General features: G+C 50.2%; 14 protein-coding genes. 7 read left to right on the forward strand and 7 right to left on the reverse strand.

Translation table 11 applies throughout. From position 1 onward, the window contains the following. Window positions 1-16: 16 nt before the first annotated feature. Together ACN0YH_RS03005 and ACN0YH_RS03010 are read left to right on the forward strand one after the other, a co-directional pair. On the forward strand, window positions 17-1,096 hold the full coding sequence (locus ACN0YH_RS03005) for an alpha/beta hydrolase family protein (protein WP_417378060.1): 1,080 nt from the start codon (window positions 17-19) through the stop codon (window positions 1,094-1,096). A 290-nt stretch (window positions 1,097-1,386) separates the two neighbouring features. Further along, a complete protein-coding gene (locus ACN0YH_RS03010; RefSeq protein ID WP_417378061.1) occupies window positions 1,387-1,914 on the forward strand; it encodes an HPP family protein in 528 nt (175 codons plus the stop codon). Between the two features lie 15 nt (window positions 1,915-1,929). On the opposite strand, the gene ACN0YH_RS03015 is transcribed toward ACN0YH_RS03010, so the two are convergent. After that, window positions 1,930-2,817, reverse strand: a complete 888-nt coding sequence (locus ACN0YH_RS03015; protein WP_417378062.1) for a uracil-DNA glycosylase — start codon at window positions 2,815-2,817, stop codon at window positions 1,930-1,932. Between the two features lie 16 nt (window positions 2,818-2,833). Next, window positions 2,834-4,159, reverse strand: a complete 1,326-nt coding sequence (locus ACN0YH_RS03020; RefSeq protein WP_417378063.1) for a leucine-rich repeat domain-containing protein — start codon at window positions 4,157-4,159, stop codon at window positions 2,834-2,836. Window positions 4,160-4,595: 436 nt separating this feature from the next. Between ACN0YH_RS03020 and ACN0YH_RS03025 the strand changes: the two genes are divergently transcribed. The 5 genes from ACN0YH_RS03025 (at window position 4,596) to gltS (ending at window position 11,955) form a co-directional block, all read left to right on the forward strand. Next, on the forward strand, window positions 4,596-8,555 hold the full coding sequence (locus ACN0YH_RS03025; protein WP_417378064.1) for a PQQ-binding-like beta-propeller repeat protein: 3,960 nt from the start codon (window positions 4,596-4,598) through the stop codon (window positions 8,553-8,555). 147 nt (window positions 8,556-8,702) lie between these two features. Beyond that, window positions 8,703-9,500 (forward strand): TPM domain-containing protein, encoded by a 798-nt coding sequence (locus ACN0YH_RS03030; RefSeq protein ID WP_417378065.1) that lies wholly within the window; start codon window positions 8,703-8,705, stop codon window positions 9,498-9,500. Between the two features lie 51 nt (window positions 9,501-9,551). Next, the gene (locus ACN0YH_RS03035) at window positions 9,552-10,229 is read left to right on the forward strand and encodes a TPM domain-containing protein (protein ID WP_417378066.1); all 678 of its coding nucleotides are present in this window, start codon (window positions 9,552-9,554) and stop codon (window positions 10,227-10,229) included. A 229-nt stretch (window positions 10,230-10,458) separates the two neighbouring features. Beyond that, window positions 10,459-10,719: a hypothetical protein gene (locus tag ACN0YH_RS03040; protein WP_154933456.1), complete on the forward strand. Its 261-nt coding sequence runs from the start codon at window positions 10,459-10,461 to the stop codon at window positions 10,717-10,719. A gap of 48 nt (window positions 10,720-10,767) precedes the next feature. Beyond that, window positions 10,768-11,955 (forward strand): sodium/glutamate symporter, encoded by a 1,188-nt coding sequence (gene gltS, locus ACN0YH_RS03045; protein WP_417378067.1) that lies wholly within the window; start codon window positions 10,768-10,770, stop codon window positions 11,953-11,955. A 29-nt stretch (window positions 11,956-11,984) separates the two neighbouring features. Here gltS and ACN0YH_RS03050 read toward each other — a convergent pair whose 3' ends face one another. The 5 genes from ACN0YH_RS03050 to ACN0YH_RS03070 all read right to left on the reverse strand — a co-directional run bounded on the left by ACN0YH_RS03050 (window position 11,985) and on the right by ACN0YH_RS03070 (window position 18,043). Further along, window positions 11,985-13,784, reverse strand: a complete 1,800-nt coding sequence (locus ACN0YH_RS03050) for a sulfatase-like hydrolase/transferase (protein ID WP_417378068.1) — start codon at window positions 13,782-13,784, stop codon at window positions 11,985-11,987. Window positions 13,785-14,308: 524 nt separating this feature from the next. Then, window positions 14,309-15,250 (reverse strand): sugar phosphate isomerase/epimerase family protein, encoded by a 942-nt coding sequence (locus ACN0YH_RS03055; protein ID WP_417378069.1) that lies wholly within the window; start codon window positions 15,248-15,250, stop codon window positions 14,309-14,311. A gap of 39 nt (window positions 15,251-15,289) precedes the next feature. Beyond that, window positions 15,290-16,048 carry a phytanoyl-CoA dioxygenase family protein gene (locus ACN0YH_RS03060; RefSeq protein WP_417378070.1) on the reverse strand — a complete coding sequence of 253 codons (759 nt, stop codon included), beginning with the start codon at window positions 16,046-16,048 and terminating at the stop codon, window positions 15,290-15,292. Between the two features lie 61 nt (window positions 16,049-16,109). Further along, window positions 16,110-17,438 (reverse strand): Gfo/Idh/MocA family protein, encoded by a 1,329-nt coding sequence (locus tag ACN0YH_RS03065; protein WP_417378071.1) that lies wholly within the window; start codon window positions 17,436-17,438, stop codon window positions 16,110-16,112. Window positions 17,439-17,479: 41 nt separating this feature from the next. Further along, the gene (locus tag ACN0YH_RS03070; RefSeq protein WP_417378072.1) at window positions 17,480-18,043 is read right to left on the reverse strand and encodes a DJ-1/PfpI family protein; all 564 of its coding nucleotides are present in this window, start codon (window positions 18,041-18,043) and stop codon (window positions 17,480-17,482) included. Window positions 18,044-18,134: the final 91 nt, after the last annotated feature.

Here is an 18,134-nt window from a genome sequence, read left to right on the forward strand (position 1 = left end):
AGGATCGACAGATTCAGTGAAATCCATGATTCGTAAACTCTGGTCGACCTGCCTGGATGAAATCACAGGCTTCTACCTGTTACACAGGTTTTTCTATTATAAAAAGCAACCCCTGATCATTTCGACTGCCGGGCAGGAATCACCTGACCTGATGAGTGGTGAGCTGTCATCTTTTTTTTCTCCAGTCCCTGAAGCAGCGGCTTTAGAATACCTGTCTCAACTTCATCCCCCCTCGCAGACAATATTTCCCGCGGCCGAGGTGCAAGACTTTCAGTTTCTCAGTTCGATGCAAACGGGCTTTCCTGAAAATGATCTCGTTAAAGGGCGCCACTGGAAATCAACGGAATCCCCGTCTGCCGTGAATTCAGGTTCCCGTTGCACAGTGATTGGAATCGACGGCATTGTTCAACTGGGCGTACGCAGCTTTAACAGTCTCGCACAGCGGCTCACTCCGCATGGAATTGATGTCGTCATGCTGGACAGTCCTTTTAATTATAGAAGAACTCCCCCGGGATACCGTCCCGGCCAGTTAATTGCAGGAGGGAATCTGGAACATCAACTGTCCGTAGCCCGCCAGGGCATTCTTGATCTCTGGAGCCTGATTCGACATCTGCAATCACAGGGTCACCAGGTCGGCCTGATGGGTATCAGCCATGGAGCCTGGATGACTTTGACGGCATCGCTTTTAATAGAACAGCTCCAGTTTGTGATGGCGATCACTCCTCCTGTAGACCTCTTTCATATTCTTGATGAAGGCGGCACAGTCGTGAATGCCATCCGACGCGGCGTTCGCGAGTCTGACCTGAGTGAACAGCAACTCGAACAGATTTGCCAGCCACTGAGAGTCCCACACTGGAATTCACAGTTGCCTGGCTCAGCCATTTTTCTGCACGCAGCCGACTATGACCGGTTTGTTCCTTCATTCCGAATTGAGGCACTGGCAGAGCAATGGAACGCACAAATTACTCACCATGCCCTGGGACACATTGAAGCGACTACAGGTCCGAAGGTTGTCGCGCGGGTCGCAGAAGATATTCTTCATTTCTGGAAGTTTCCCGTAGATTCTATTGCTGCTTCGACTACAAAAGAAACGTAGTAGCAGTAGAGAAAATGCAACCGTTACAATCTGTATGACCTGTCTCTCTACAATTAGAATACTCACATTTTCATTAGTTTCTGTTGAATAAAGGCATCATGTTGTCTGCGGGCAACTTATTCTCTCAGTAGAGACTCAAGAGTGGATTACGTTTTCACCTGATCCGCAGTTGAGTTCTCCAGCGGGCCAGTTCTTTTATCTTACTGTTAGATAAAAGTGGTTCATCCGTCTCTTTAGTGATTCGTTATTGTTCACTTTGAACAAAACGAAAGTTGATCAGGGGAGTCACGATGCGGGTACGAGTTCGCGATTTGATGACCGTTAATCCGGTTAGTGTATGTCTGGGAACGACACTTCAGGCAGCTGCAGAACAGATGGTGCAGGGAGAAGCCTCAGAAATCTATGTAATAGACCAGCAGCGACGGCTGGTCGGTGTAGTCCCCGAATATGATCTTCTCAAATACCGCCTGACACATTATCACCTCGAGGCGCCCATTGATTCTCTGATGTATGTCCAGATTGAATCGCTCTCGCCGGAAGATGATGCACTCCAGCTTGCCCCTCTGTTTCGAGATCGTCGAAACAGCTGTATGGCTGTCACTGAACATGGTCTCCTGGTAGGAAAATTAAGCTGCCGTGACCTGTTTCGTGCGATACTGACACTCGATGCGATAGAAGATCCCGAACAAAGATCAGAACAGAATACGTCGGAGAAAGAGGTAATTCACTCAGCCTCAGCAACAATCAACCCGCCGCATTTACCTCCCTACAGAACACCTGTGAATCGACTACAGTTGAACTCCAGTTCCGACAAATAACGGTCCGCAGATTGATCAGTCCTGGGTTTTCAAATCAATGCCCATGTCGGCAAACAGGTAGATCATATCTTCCCAGACATTCTTCTTCGCGGAAGGATTCCGCAGCAGGTAGGAGGGATGATAAGTACACACGACTTTCGCCCGCCCATATTCGTAGAAGTCTCCCCGCATTTTCCCGATAGGAAGATCTGAGTGTAATAAGTTCTTTGCCGCCACAGACCCCCAGCAGACAATATAATCCGGGTCTACAATTTCAATCTGTGCGTCCAGAAACCCACGACAGTTGGATGCTTCAAGATCCGAAGGGTTACGGTTTCCCGGCGGACGACACCGCAGGATATTCGCGATATAAATATCGCTGCGTTTCAGCTGACACGCTTCGATAATTTTGTCCAGCAGCTTTCCAGCCCGGCCTACAAATGGTTCTCCCTGTTTATCCTCATCTGCTCCCGGGGCTTCGCCGATAAACATGATTTTTGCCCGGGGGTTTCCTACGCCAAACACGGTTTGAGTTCGTGTCTCAGCCAGTTCCGGGCATTTCGTGCACTGGGAGACCTGCGAAGCGATGATCTCCAGTTCTGCCTGACGATCACCCTTGTTCATTTTCGATTTAGTCGTTCGGGGCACACTCATTTCCTTTCGAGCTTGATCCGACTCCAGGGTCGGCTCCTCTGGAGTTTCAGTTGATTGAGGCGGCGGTACGATTGATTGCGGGGGGAACGAAGCTCTGGGCGCAACAGTTTGCACAGGCTTTTCCTGAGGAGCTTCTACGACTGATGGCACATCAGCAGACATTTGAGAAACAGGTTCCATCTGCCTCAAATACGTCACCCCAGACCGCTGCCAGCTTTCCAGCAACTGGCGGACCGCTCGCTGTGAGCGTGTTTTCGCATCCTGATTCATCAGTCCTTACCAGTCTTTATCGCTTTACTTTACATCCGGGGACGGCAGCCTCGAATTGTTTGACTCCGTCATCGGTAACCTGAGAAAAACTCAATTGAAGTTCTTTCAGGTTTTTCAAAGCAGCCAGTTTCTTTAAACCATCATCGGTAATATCCGTTTTACTCAAATTCAGATATTCCAGTTTATTGAGGGGCAATAAATGATTCAGTCCCTCGTCAGTGATCGGTGTCCCTTCCAGATTCAGGCGGTTCAGTTCCGTGAAACCGGAAATGATCTTCAACCCTTCATCCGTCGTTTCCGTGCCCCATAATCCAAGTCGGGTCAGTTTCTTCAGATTCTTGATCTGTTCCAGTCCCTGATCACCAATCATCGATTCATCCAGGTCCAGATAAGTCAGATCGGTCAGTCCTGACAGATACTTCATGCCTTCATCGGTAACCACCGTGTCCCGCAGGTGAAGTGTCTGGAGTTTTTTCATGTTCTGGATATTTTCAATTCCGGGATTGCCGACAAAGTCCCGCCGCAGATGCAGGGCTTCCATGTTTGTCATGTCCTTTAAATACTTCATCCCTTCATCAGAGATTTCCGTATCATCCAGTTCCAGTGAAACCAGATTTTTATCTTTCAACAATTTCAGAGTCGTATCGGAAATATTTCTTCCCCAGGTATTCAAACGCTGCAGATTCGGAAGGGCAGCAATATCTTTCATTCCATCATCCGTAACCTGCGTCGCCTGGACTTTGAGCACTTTCAGGTTTTTCATCCCTTTAATATGAGGCATTCCCTCATCGTTGATCTCTTTATTAAAACGCAGATCCAGATCTTTGAGCTCCGGGAACCCAGCGACCACCTTCAATGCGTCATTAGTAATGTTCGTTGCACGAAGTGAAAGCACCTGCAGATCTTTCAAGTCCGACAGATTCTTAACTCCCTCATCTCCGACAGCGGTACTTTCCAGACTCAGAAACCACAGTTTCTTTTTTTTGCCAATCTCCTCTGTGGCAACGTCGGTGAATTGAGGCCCCCAGAGAATCAGCCGCTCCAGCGAAGGCAGACCTGCCAGATGCTTGAGATCCTCATCTTTCGCATTGGTCCCCTTCAGGTCCAGAATCTGAACGCGACCATTACTGGACATCCCCAGCTTGGCATCCAGATCCTTAAACGCTTTCACCGCTTCCGGCGAATCTGGCTCGAATGCTGCCTGCTGTTTTTCAGTTTCAGGAGCCTGTTCACTGGTCGCTGATGAAGCCGTCTTCTCTGGATCAGCGGGGGGAGTACTTGTACTGGGACATCCTGTTAACAGACATAATCCCGCCAGAGAAAGAAACACTCTCGTATTCATCCTGATATCCTTTGTTATGCTCGAACTGGCTAAAACCGGGTAGAGCGTTCCAGGCACATTCTAGAGCGCATCATATTTAAGTATAGCGTCTCTCAATCTAATATACTCGGGCCAAACAGCCCTGGAGACGCGACAGTTAATCTGAACACAGTCTAAATGGATTGGCTCTATGTGCCGACCAGCATTATTAACGTAATCCTGCTTGACATCAAAGTTTCACAGAAGCCTCTTATGATGCTAACAATGATCCCCAAAATAGAGCCAATACCGAAACATTGCAATTCAGTGACTCTGTTTTCTGCAACTACTTGCGATTCCCGGTCCAAACCGGCTATACTCAATAGCATAAACAGACTTCTATATGTTGACTTGAGATTTTGACCCGTTTACCCCCCACGGTAAGTTCGATCACCACCAACCATCCAAGGATCTTTAAGTGAAACATCGCCTCGCTTTTCCCGCCCTGCTGTTTCTCTGTCTGACCATTATCAGTGCACTGTTCTCCCAGCAGATACAGGCAAAAGACTGGAATACTTATCTCGCAGACCGAGAACGTGCGGGGTCCACAACTGATACGATTTCGCTACCGCTCGCTCCAGCCTGGAAATACGTCGCTCCCAGTACGCCAAAAACCGGTCAGACTGATCCGGGAGAGCGTGTCATTGAAGGCCACGATCTGGAATCACGTGTTGATTTTGATGATGCGCTCCAGGTCGCGATCGCCGATGGTCGTGCTTACTTCGGCTCCTCCGTCGATCATCTGATGCGCTGTGTCGATCTGAAATCGGGTAAGGTTCTCTGGTCCTATTTTACGGGCGGGCCAATCCGGCTCTCCCCCACGATCAGTCACTCTCGCATCTATTTCGGTTCCGATGATGGATTCGTATATTGTCTGGACGCAAAAACGGGAAAAGAAGTCTGGAAGCTACGCGCTGGTCTTAACGAAGAAATGATTATTGCCCGCGGGGAAATGGTCTCGCGCTGGCCTGTCCGGACAAATGTTCTGGTCGATGAAGGGATCGCCTACTTTGGTGCTGGCATCTTTCCTCACGAAAATATCTATCTTTACGCCGTTGATGCGAAAACCGGAAACGTCATCTGGAAAATTGATAATCTTAGCCAGACCTCAGCCGGCCGCAATGAACTCTCTCCCCAGGGATACATTCTGGCCAATGACGAGTTTCTATTTTTCCCATCAGGGCGGTCACTGCCGGCTGCGTTCAACAAAAAAACGGGCGAGGAAGAACACAAACGGTCTTACAGTTGGAGAAGTACTGCCGGTGGAGTCGTGGGAGGAACCCAGGCTCTGCTTGCAGATGGTCAGATTTATTCCATGGGGGCACACCATATTCTGGCATTAACACAGGATGAAGGTGATATCGGTTTTGCCTGGATCACCGGACAGCAGATGGCGGTCCAGGGAGAGTTCGCTTACCTCGCTACAGGATCTTCGATCCTGAAAGTCAACCGGGGTGAACACGCCCTGGGTTCGCAGAAAGCTCACAAAAATGACATGACCATTAACGGGCTACTAAGAAAACTTCGTAGTCTGAAAGGGAAAAAAGCGGAAGAGGCACGAGCTGAAATCAAAGCTCTGCAGGAAGAAAATAAAACGTTCGCTGAAGCAGGAGTCCTCTGGGAAGTTGCTGCCCCCGCCCGTGATGCTCTGATTGTGGCCGGTGATAAAGTCATTGTGGGTGGTGAAGATCAGGTATTAATACTTGATGAAGCCACGGGAAAACTTCTGGAGACATTAAAAGTCAAAGGACAGGCACGCGGACTGGCGGTTTCCGATGGACAACTGGTCGTCAGCACTTCGGCTGGTGAAGTCATTGGGTACGGAAGTTCAAAGTCTGCTCAACCGGCTACTCAGATCAATCCTCTGACAGCAGCTTCACCCTACGCTGCAGATAAAATGACTCCTGTGTATCAGCAGGCAGCCAAAGATATTCTAGCACACACCAACATTAAAGATGGATTCTGTCTGGTTCTGGGTAGCGAAGAAGGCCGACTCGCTTATGAACTGGCCCGTAACAGTAATCTGAAAATCTACTGCATCGAACCAGATACAAAAAAAGCAGAAGCGTCTCGGCAGAAGCTCTCCCAGGCCGGTTTTTATGGCCATCGTGTGACCGTGCATCAGACCGAACTCTCTCCACTCCCGTACTCGCGTTACTTTGCAAACCTGGTCGTCTCAGATTCGCTGCTCAAAACAGGCCAGATCCCGGGGATCCCCAAAGATATCGCCTCTCATGTCAAACCGCTGGGGGGAACGATTTGTCTGGGAGTACCCGCCGATTCTCAAGCTGACAAGGCCGAAAAACCACAACTGATGGACTGGCTGAAACAGACTGGACTCACGGAAACTTCCAAAATCAAGGACCAGCAAGGTTACGCCACACTGGTTCGGGGTGCCTTACCCGGCGCAGGCAGCTGGTCCCATCAGTACGGCGATCCGGGTAATACCGCGAGCAGTAAAGACCAGCTTGTTCGAGGCGGATTAGGTGTTCTCTGGTTTGGCGATCCCGGTGAAAAGAAGATGGTCAACCGCCATGAAGGCGCTGTCGGCCCCCTCGCGATCAACGGTCGTCTGTTTATTCAGGGTGAAAGCACCATTATGGCGTTTGATGCCTACAATGGTCTGTTCCTCTGGGAACGGGAAAACCCACAGGCAATTCGTACCGGCGTGTTCCAGAACCAGAATCCGGGTAACCTGGTTGCCAGCGATGACAATCTGTACTTTATGATGAAAGAAAGCTGCTACCAGCTCGATGCGGCTACCGGGAAAACTGTTGCTAAAATCCCTTTGCCTGAAAAACTCAATGATGGCAAACACGAATGGGGTTATCTCGCGTATCAGAACGGTTTGATCTTTGGGACCGCCACGACACGCAAAGAACTCGAAGCCCGACAGATTCGCCGTGGCCGCAGAACAGAAGATTCTACCGATGCATTGTTCGCCATCGATGTCAAAACCGGAAAACCGGCCTGGAGCTATCAGGGCAAAAACATCGCTCATCACACAATTGCCATCGGGCCGGAAGCGGCTTACTTCATCGACAGTTCCATCACCAGCGAGCAACGCGCTGAAATTTTGCGTCAGGACAAATCACATCTGGAAAAACTGACCGGCAAAGAACGCGAAATCGCCGAAGATCGGCTCAAAAAACAGGACCTGCGGCTGGCTGTCGCTCTCGATATCAAAACCGGCAAAAAACTCTGGTCTAAACCTGTCGACGTGACAGATTGCAGTGAAATCGGGATCGGCGGTGGCAAGCTGACATTACTGTACCAGAATAACGTGCTACTGCTCTGTGGAGCCAACGCCAACGGCCATTACTGGAAACAGTTTATTGCCGGTGACTTTTCCCGCCGACGCCTGGTAGCTCTCAATGCCGGCGATGGCGCCCTGCTCTGGAAGAAAGATGCCAACTATCGCCATCGCCCGATCGTCGTCGGTGACAAGATTATCGCAGAACCCTGGTCCTACGATCTTTACACCGGCATTCAACATACACGCAAACATCCCCTGACCGGACAGGAAGTCCCCTGGAGCATCATGCGGGAAGGTCATCATTGTGGCATGCTTTCCGCTTCAGAAAACCTGTTAATGTTCCGCTCCGGCTACACCGGTTTCTATGATCTGGAAAAAGATGCTGGTACCCGCCATTTTGCCGGCCATCGTACCGGCTGCTGGATCAATGCCATCCCTGCCAACGGACTGGTAATGATTCCCGAATCCTCTGCAGGCTGCGTCTGTCTATTCTCAATCTCTTCGACCATTGTGCTGGAACCGCGCGAAGAACGAACTCACTGGACCATCTTCAGTTCTGTCGGCCCCAAGACTCCGGTCCAGCATATGGCATTGAACATGGGTGCCCCCGGTGACCGCCGCGACGCGCATGGGACAGTCTGGATGGCCTATCCCCGCCCCAAACCAAGTCGGGAAACCGGACTCGACTTCAAATTTGATATCCAACCCAAATTCAGCGAGGGGGGAGGCTACGACAGTCTGAATGAAATCACTCATCCTGTCAAAAATGCCGAACCGGGCTGGGTCTATACTTCCTGGGCCAAAGGGCTGAAGGAATGCACAATCCCGCTACTGGGGAAAGACGATACCCCAGCCACTTACACCGTGGAACTCTCTTTCTCAGGACTGGAACCGGTCTCTTTAAACAACCAGCAGGAACCACCGCTCTATGAGATCAAACTGCAGGGTCAAGTGGTTCAGAAAGACTTTAACCCTCAGACAGCAAAGTCCACACAGACACTCAAATTCGAAGGGGTACCCGTTAAAGAGAATTTACAGCTCGAACTGGTCCCGCAAAATGAATCAGCAAGACTGACCCCCGCGGCTTTAAGTGGAATTGAAATTATCCGCTCAGATTCATAGACTGGCATTCAGACTGTATCCAGTTTTACTGTAGCATCTCCAGAGGCATTTTGACCGAGTACAAAATAGTACGCGAGACACGATGCTAAAATGTGATGCGTTCTAGATACATATCTTCTGCCCGCTCTCTACTTCAAGCGAGATAATGTGAAATACCATCTTTACAGCAAATCAGCCGTTTTCTGTCTGGTCCTCATTCTAACTGGTTTCAGCAGGCTCTCCTCTGTCCAGGCACTGGAACTGACTTTGGAACCGCCTGGAGATCGGGAATTCGTTCGCGATCTCGCCGGTATGCTCGATGAGACCACGACCAAAAAGATCAAAGAGCTCTGCGATAAACTACTCACCGACAAGGCAACCCCGATCATTGTGGTCACCATCGATTCGATGGCCCAGTACGGCGGTGCGGACATGCGGATTGAGACCTTCGCCACGATCCTGTTTAACCAATGGCAGATCGGACATGCGAAGCTGGGAGACCAGGACTGGAACACAGGTATTCTGCTGCTCGTTTCCAAAAATGATCGCAAAGCCCGCATCGAACTGGGGGCTGGCTGGGGACGTCGTGAAGACGAGCAATGTCGCCAGATCATGGATGATTACATCATTCCCCATTTCAAACAGGGACAGTTTGACCAGGGGATTCTCGCGGGCGTAGAAGCGCTCGATAAAATGGCGCGAAAGCTGGAGTTGCCCACTAAACCAGTTTCTCCCTGGACCTATGTTATCATCGCTGTTGCCGTTGGTCTGGTTATTTTCACAGTCGTCTCTCTCATCCGCCGAGGCTCCAGTGGCTGGGCCTGGCTGTTCTGGGGAGTCGTATTCGCTGTCATAGGCACGATTCTATACCAGATGCTCAATAATCGTGGGGGAGGCGGAGGATTTGGCGGTGGCTCCTTTGGTGGTGGTTTTTCAGGCGGTGGCGGTGCTTCCGGCTCCTGGTAATCTCTGAGTTCTTTCCCCTTCGCAACTCCGTCTTACGAAAAGACTAAATTCATGCAAAGCGCATTCAACTATTTAAATGAAGAGCAACAGCAGCAGGTAGAACAGGCCGTCGTCGCTGCAGAAAAACAGACATCCTGTGAAATCGTGCCTGTCATCGCCACTTCCTCAGGGCGCTACGATCGACCGGAAGACGTTGTCGGACTCTGGCTGACGATCATTACCGCACTTTGTCTCTGGTTTTTCTTCCCCCGCAATGGTGGTCAGGCAGGCGACTGGGGGGGCATGCCCGTGATCGTTGAGATGTTTCTCGCTGCGGTCCTGCTTGCCATCGCATTCATTTTAGGGGCAATCGCCGGCAGTCGGATCGGGTGGCTCAGACGACTATTTACACCCCGTCTACAAATGCAGGATGAAGTCGCCGCTCGGGCTCGCGAAATCTTCTTCGACAAACGCGTACACCACACCGAAGGGGGAACCGGCATCCTGATCTACATCTCCCTGTTCGAGCACAGGGCAGTCGCTCTTGCGGACCAGTCGGTTATTGACAAACTCGGGCAGCCTTTCCTTGATCAAATCTGTCAGAAACTGACGGAAGGTCTGCATTCAGGCGATGCGACAGCAGCAATTTGCAACGTCATCCAGGAGATCGGCGATCAGGCTTCCACGCCACTACCCCGCGCAGCAGATGATCAGAATGAGCTTCATGATGCCCTGGTTCTGATCGATTGAGTCAAGCAGTAAGAAAATCGCCATCAAGGTTTCCTGAGTTGAAACCTTTTAAAAGTCATAACGGGAGATTCTTTCAAATTGTCAACTGTTGGCGCCCATTGAGAAATGGTATAATGATTGGTGAGAATGGACAGCCTGCACCAGGAATGCTGTAGAATCATTCTTAATTGTCTGTCAATGACACCTGAATCGTGTACTGGGAAAATCGAATCAATAAAAGGACCGCATCATGACCAACCGCAATCGAATGGATGAACTGATCGAAGCTCTGGAGCAACAGAAAGATGAACTTGCCTTGAAAATTCATCTGGGTAAGCAGGAAGCGAAAGATGAATGGAAGCAGGTCACAGATCGGCTGGATAAATTAAAAGACGATTATCGGCCTGTCAAAGACGCCATGAAAGAATCTGCCGGTAGCGTGACCGATGCCCTGTTCAACGTGGGAAAAGAGATCCAGGCGAGTTTTCAGCGGATTCGCAAATCGCTCTGAATCATTCCCGCGAGAGTTCAGATTCTTTTCTCAGCAAGCATTTGATTTATGAACATCTCAGTCACGCAAACACTGATTATCAGTATTATCGTGCTCTATGTCGGAACGTTCCTGCAGACCCGTATTCGCTGGCTGAGTAAATACAACATCCCGTCCGCCGTGGTGGGAGGCATCCTTTGTAGCGTTCTCGTAGCGATTTTCTATACGGCAACCGGCCATGAGATCACGTTCGACCTGTCTCTGCGCGATCTGCTATTGCTTGTTTTCTTCAGCACCATCGGCTTATCAGCAAAGCTGCGCACGCTGGCTGATGGCGGCATCGCTTTAGGTAAGATGTTGCTCATTTCCGTTCTGTTTCTGGTCATGCAAAACATCGCCGGAATCAGCGTTGCTGCTCTGTTTGATGCCAACCCCGCTTATGGTCTGGTAGCAGGAAGTATCTCATTTGCCGGCGGATTTGGCACGGCGATCAGCTGGGGAGAGGTGGCGCGGGAAGCTGGCCTCCACGGTGCGACCGAAGCAGGAATCGCTTGCGCCACATTCGGGCTGATTACCGGTGGTTTAATCGGTGGCCCGCTCGCCGAGTACTTGATTCAAAAAAACAAGCTCAATGGATCAAGCGACCAGGTAAATGATTTAAACGAGATCGAATCGAGCACCAATTCGATCCCGGTCACAATCGATGGCATGCTCGGCACCATTCTGGCTTTGGCCATCTGTGTGTCCGCCGGCGATGTTGTCAACCAGTGGCTGCAAACCAAAGGACTGGGGCTACCCGGTTTTCTCACCGCACTGTTTGTGGGCATCGTATTGACCAACTCTCTGGATCTCTTTCAGAAAGAACTCAATTCCAACGCGATTCGGCTCTGTGGCGATATTTCACTGGAATTGTTCCTCAGTATGAGCCTGATGAGCATGCAGCTCTGGACGCTTGCTTCCGGGATCGGCCCGCTGTTAACTGTCGTACTCGTTCAAATCACCGTGATGGCCCTCATTGCTTACCATATTGTGTTTCGATTCATGGGAAAGAATTACGACGCCGCGGTTATGTCGGGCGGCTTCATTGGCCTGGGATTAGGCGCCACACCTGTCGCTATGGCAAACATGGACGCGATCGTGAAAAAGTATGGTCCCTCACCCCAGGCATTTCTGGTGATCCCCTTACTGGGGGCCTTCTTTATTGATATCGCCAATGCAATGATTCTGCGCCTGTTTTTATCACTGCCGATTTATTGATCTGCGTCCCCGTTGAAGGCCCCAGCCCGCTACTCGATGCTCAGCGACTTCAACCAGAGCGAATTCAATCGCAGGCCTGGAATACCGCCTGAATCGGCTGCTTGAACCCTCAAAGTCTGCTTACCCGCTTTGAGATCCAGAGTCCCCACCGATTGTTTGAGAAACACATTCTGGCTCGTACTCATCGAAAGATCACAGGAAAGAGTCGTTTCACCGACTGAAATTTCAAGCATTCCTGTAGCAGGTGATGCGTCTCGATATCCATAACTCAACTCCACCGCATACCGGCCTGGCTGCAGTACATCCAACTGCCAGGTCGCTGAGCCGGTGTTTGAATTCCAACCATCAATCGTATCCCAGTCGTAACCGTCAAACGAATATTCCAGCCCGTCCCCCTTGAGAATCGCCCAGCTCGGCTGCAGTTCAACGACTGGTTCTTCGGAATCGCCGACGGGAATGGCCGCTGGCTGATAATTTTGCCCCTCGGTTACCTCATTAAACCAGCGCAAAAATTCGTTACGTAGACGTGACGCCTCTTCCGGATACTGGCGCGACACATCTTTCGACTCTCCCGGATCTGCCTGCAGATCATACAACTGCCCCGCTGGCTCCTGTTGTTTCTTTTTTCCTTGAGGATCATGGCCTACCAACTTGAACCGTTCGCCGTGAATTGACCAGCGATGCCACGGGTTCGGGGTATAACGATCCCAGGTATGATATAAATATTGATGAGGTGATTTCCCACTCCCCTGTTCCATCAATGACAGAATCGACTTTCCATCCAGCTTAAGCCCCTTGGGAATCTTGACTCCCGCCAGCTGACAGAATGTCGGAAACAGATCGGTCTGCGCCACCATCGCATCGGTTGTCTTGCCTGCCGGGAAATGGTTGGTCCAACGGACAACAAACGGGACGCGGGTTCCTCCTTCATAGGCACTCGCTTTGCCCCCTTTCAGACCGGCTTTAAAGCCACGACTCACGCCACCGTTATCGCTGGTGAAGATCACCACCGTTTCCTGATCCAGTTTCAATTCGCTGACTGTCTGCAGTAAACGATTCAGATTCTGATCAATGCGTTCAATCATGGCATAGATCCGCGCTTCGCGTAATGGCAGCCCTTTCGCCAGATATTTTTCAATCAGTTTGTCTCCTTCGGGCTGACCGAAATGAGACGTATCGAGCAGGAACGGCGAATGCGGTGCGTTATACGCCAGATAACAGAAAAAAGGCTGCTTCTGATTTCGCTGGATGAAATCAATGGCCGCATCCGTAAACAGGTCGGTCACATAACCGCGTGTTTCAACCGGCTTCCCATTCACGACCACCTGATCCGGGTTGGTATAGCGTTCAATGTGTCCATGATAATGTCCAAAGAAATGATCGAACCCCCGTCGATGCGGTTGATATTGTGCGTATCGCCCGAGATGCCATTTGCCGAACAAACCCGTTTTGTAGCCTGCTTTCTGCAGAACCTGCGCAATCGTCGTTTCATGCTGCCCGAGTGTGTCTCCCCCAAACCGCGTATTGTACAGACCGGTGCGCAGATAATGCCTGCCCGTCATCAACCCGGCCCGGGTTGGTGCGCAAACCATGTTCGCATAGAAGCGAGTGAAGGTAACCCCTTCCTTTGCCATCCGCTTAATCGTCGGCGTTTCGATCTTCGGGTTACCGGAAATCTCCGTATCCCAATAGCCCTGATCGTCGGTCATCACCAGAATAATATTCGGCTGTCGGGATTTTTCTTTCGCGTGAAGTGACTGACTGTCCAGACATAGCAGAATATAGACTAGAAATACAATCGAAGTCAGAATAATACGTCGCGGGTTCATAAGTCAGATTACCTTCTCAGAGTTATTCTTAATATATTATTGAGATCGCGGAATCAGATTAAGAACTCTTAGACCTTAAGCAAACCTCAGAAAAACCAAGTAGCCGCCCACAAAACCATGGACCAACAGGACGAACCCTGCACACCAGGCTTTTCTACTAAATGGTTCAGGCCAAAGAAATACGATTGCAGCCAATAAAGACCAGGTAAATATTAAGGATTCCCACTGAATTACGATTGAGTCGAAAGAACACATAAACGTAATTACGATGATTAATGTATATGGTAATTCATTGATAACACCGCCGCCGCGAATGAGAAAAGAATAGAGTGTAAAACATATAGTCGGTACCCAGGTAGCGAATACGAATAACGACAATAAGGCGATTAACTGTAAGCCCCGATTATGATATTCGATCGTGTTGGTTTCGATGGTTAGATTTTCGGACATGAGCAGTCCCTCCTCATCGAAATCATATTCGCTAATCGAACTGTTCACCAGTTCCACTCCATTCTCTACCTGAATCATGCTTGTTTCAGGCAGTTTTCCAGATATTCCCGCGAGTGATTAATCTCCGCGGTCACCTCTTCTGCCGTGGGCAGAATGGGAATGCCCCGTGGTACCGGATGCATGAAGATCTCAGTGCGTCCCTGGTAATTGATCTTCTTCAAAGCTGCCAGCAGAGGGACGAAGTTCAACTCACCCCGTCCGGGTAACTGTAACAATTCCTGTTCTTTCGGAAGTTTCTTGATACAGCCCATGCCATGTTGCCAGGCCTGGAAGTGCAGCAGACGATCATCGAGGTCGGTAATCAACTTACCGATCATTTCCGGGTCCTGCTCCAGATGATAAGGGGCGAGTGCCATACCGAAATTCTTTGCCGGCAGCATTTCCATCAGCCAGCGTTGTGTATCCGGGTCGTTAATCAAGCCGCCGCCATGATTTTCCAGACCGATCATCACGCCTTTTTCTTCGGCAGCAGCGACGTGCGGTTTGAGTTTTTCGGCGAATGCTTTAATCCCGGCTTTCAGCTCGGCCCCTTTTAATCCTTTGGGACCACCACTGTTGCAGATCACCATGTCTCCGCCCAGCTGACTCACCAGATCCATTTCGCCTCGCATGTTAAACAGGCCGTATTTAAAACAGGTGAAACTCCCCAGTTTGACCTTATACTTGTCGAGCAGTTGCTTTGTTTTTTCGACACCCAGTTCGTCAATCTGTTCGCGTTGATTACCGTGACGCTTCGCCCAGATCTCAATATATTCGGCACCTGTTTTGGGAGTTTCCTGCAGAATCGTTTCCAATGGCAGTGTGCCATACATACAGGAAGCGACAATATAGTTCAGTTGGAAAGGCTTCTGTGAAGCTTCTGTTCCGGCTCCCAACGCCGTTCCCAGTAAACCCGCCGAGCAGGCGGTTCCCAGAAGCTGTTTATTAAAATCGCGTCGACTGAGCTGAGCGTTCATGATTCGGTATCTTTCTGTTGCTGATAAATCCTAAGCGGTTTAAGAAACGACTCGTTCCCCATCCTTCAGAAAAGGAACCACCAGGTGCTTAGGCTGTTGAGTCTCGGGATCGATAATCGGTTCGGGAGAATACTGTGTCACGTAAGCCCGCCGCATTTTGTCTGTGGTATTCGCACCACTGCGGTGAAACGTCAACGAGCTGAACACGGCCAGGCTGCCTGCGGGAACGACTGCGGTCACCCCCGGTTCTTTGCCAAAGTATCCCGTTTTGTCACCGGTTTCGGGATCGCGAATATGTTCGACCAGCGAACGAATGCCGACCGTGGAATAAGGCAGCACGTCAACCGTCCCGTTTTCCAGTGTCATGTCATCGACGGCGGCCCAGACGGTCACGTAAGGTCGATGCAGGAAACCAAGGTAGCCGGAGTCCTGATGCCAGGAAAACTTGATCCCTTTTTCCGCCGCTTTCACGACATACTGATCGTAAAACAGGTACGACGTATCACCGATCGTGGCTTTACAGATTTCTGCCATCAGATCGCTGAATACGTATTCTTCCAGACGCGGCGCCTGATCATATTTCTTCGCAATATGATAACGTTTGCCCCGATGGCTGATGTGAATGTGATCGGTACCCAGTCGATCCATCTCCTGATGCATTAGATCAATCAGATGATCACAGGCGTCGCGAACAATCTGCAGATGTTCTTCGCAAATCGCCCGTTCCAGAATGAAATAGCCTTCTTCCTGAAACTGTTTTTTATGTTCTTCGGTAATGATCCCGGTCGAGACAGTCATCGTTTCTCCTGAAAACAAAAGAAATGGTTAAGCAATCACGAGTGATAGAATTCAAAGAACTTTAAGTATCCTTGATCTCATAACCGGCACGCTGTTCGCGTTTAAGCCAGGTGTTGGCTTCGGCATCACCGACGAACTGCTCCTGTTGTGGATCCCAGGTCAGTTTGCGCCCCAGCCGCTGTGAGATGTTTCCGATGTGGCAGACTGTCACTGAGCGATGCTGATTCTGCACACTGGAAATCGGCGTGGCCCGCGTCTCGATGCAATCGAAGAAGTTCCCCATGTGATTCACAATCGCATCCAGTTTGCCCATGCGGGGCGGTCGCGAAAGATTATCGTGGGCATAGACATTAAACGATTCGCGAGGCAAGGGATTCTTTGCCAGATCTTCAACGGGTTTACCGGCAATCGTACCCCGGTTGACAAAGATGCGTCCCTCGTCTCCTTCAAACATGACTCCGGTACGCCCGGTATCATTGACTTCCAGAATCACGCCATTGGCATACCGGGCTTTCAAATGATAATCGAGGGCTACGTTATATCCGTTCTCGACATTTGGGAACGTCGCCGTTCCTTCAATATCAACGGGACCGGTTTCCTGCATGCCGGCCCCCCACTGGGCGATATCAATATGATGCGCGCCCCAGTCGGTCATCTGACCTCCCGAATACTCATACCACCAGCGGAACGTATAATGGCAGCGTTCCTTGATGTAAGGAACATCGGGTGTCTGTCCCTGCCACAAATCCCAGTTCAAGACAGAGGGAACTGCTTCAGGTTTGAAGGGTCCACCAGTTTTATTTTTGCTGAGAGTGACCGTTACTTTCTTCAAATTACCAATCCGGCCATCCTTGATCATTTCGACGGCCTGACGAAAACGGTGATCGCTTCTCTGCCAGGTACCGACTTGAACGACGGCTTTGGTCTCATCAACAACTTTGTTAATGATTTTCCCTTCATCGACAGTCAACGATAATGGTTTCTCACAATAGACGTCCTTGCCGGCACGACAGGCATCGATCAGCATTTTGGTATGCCAGTGATCGGGGGCACCAATTGTCACGACGTCGATGTCGGCCTTCTCCAGCATCTCCCGATAATCTTCAAACAGGGTCGCTTTTCCGCCAAACTGCTTGCGGGCTTTCTCCGCGATTTCCCGGTCCACATCGGCAATCGCCACGATGTCGCCATACTGCTGGGCTTTATCCGCAATGACCGAACCCTGGTACCGCATTCCAATCGAACCGATTTTCAACCGTTCATTCGGATTGCGGGCCTTCTCTGCAGCACGAGCCGTATTCACAAAAACTCCCGGCGCCAGACAGGCCAGGGGCAGCCCTGCAGCCGCTGTTTTAACAAACGTTCGACGAGAAAGTTTTTGTGAAGTCATCGCAGTCTCCTCTGAGTATCGAGTGATTTTAAAACTAGTTATCAGTACTGATTTCGTGCCTCATCCAGCAATTTCATCCAGGGACCGATGTATTGACCATGATCATGATAGGTACGCCCACTGACCATGTTTCCGTCAATCACACAGGCTTCATTCACGAAAATGCCGCCACAGACTTCCAGATCAAACTGGCATTTGGGAACGGTCGCCATACGACGCCCTTTCACACAACCGGCGCGTGCTGGAATTTCTACGCCATGACACACAGAAGCAACGGGTTTATTCTTTTCAAAGAAATGCTGAGTGATCCGAATCAGGTCTTCATCATCACGAATGTACTCGGGAGCACGGCCGCCGCTGAAAAAGATGCCCAGGTACTCTTCTTCTTTGATATCTTTAAAGGCAATATCTGCCTGGATCGTATAGCCTTCCCACTCCTTAGTAATCGTCCAGCCCGGTTTCACTTCGTGGAGGACCATCTGATACAGACGTTTTTCAGGTGCAGCAACGACGGGCTCATAGCCCCCTTCAATCAGTCGATAGTAGGGATAAAGTGTGTCGACAGTCTCAGTTGCATCACCAACGATGATTAACACTTTGTTCATTCAAAACATTCCTTCTACGTTAAATTCAAGCATTGAATTGGATTCCATTCTACTGGGGAATCCAGACCGGTCATTACGGAATCTCATAAAC

Origin of the sequence: Gimesia sp., from assembly GCF_048262075.1 — a bacterium.
Classification (GTDB): Bacteria; Planctomycetota; Planctomycetia; order Planctomycetales; family Planctomycetaceae; genus Gimesia.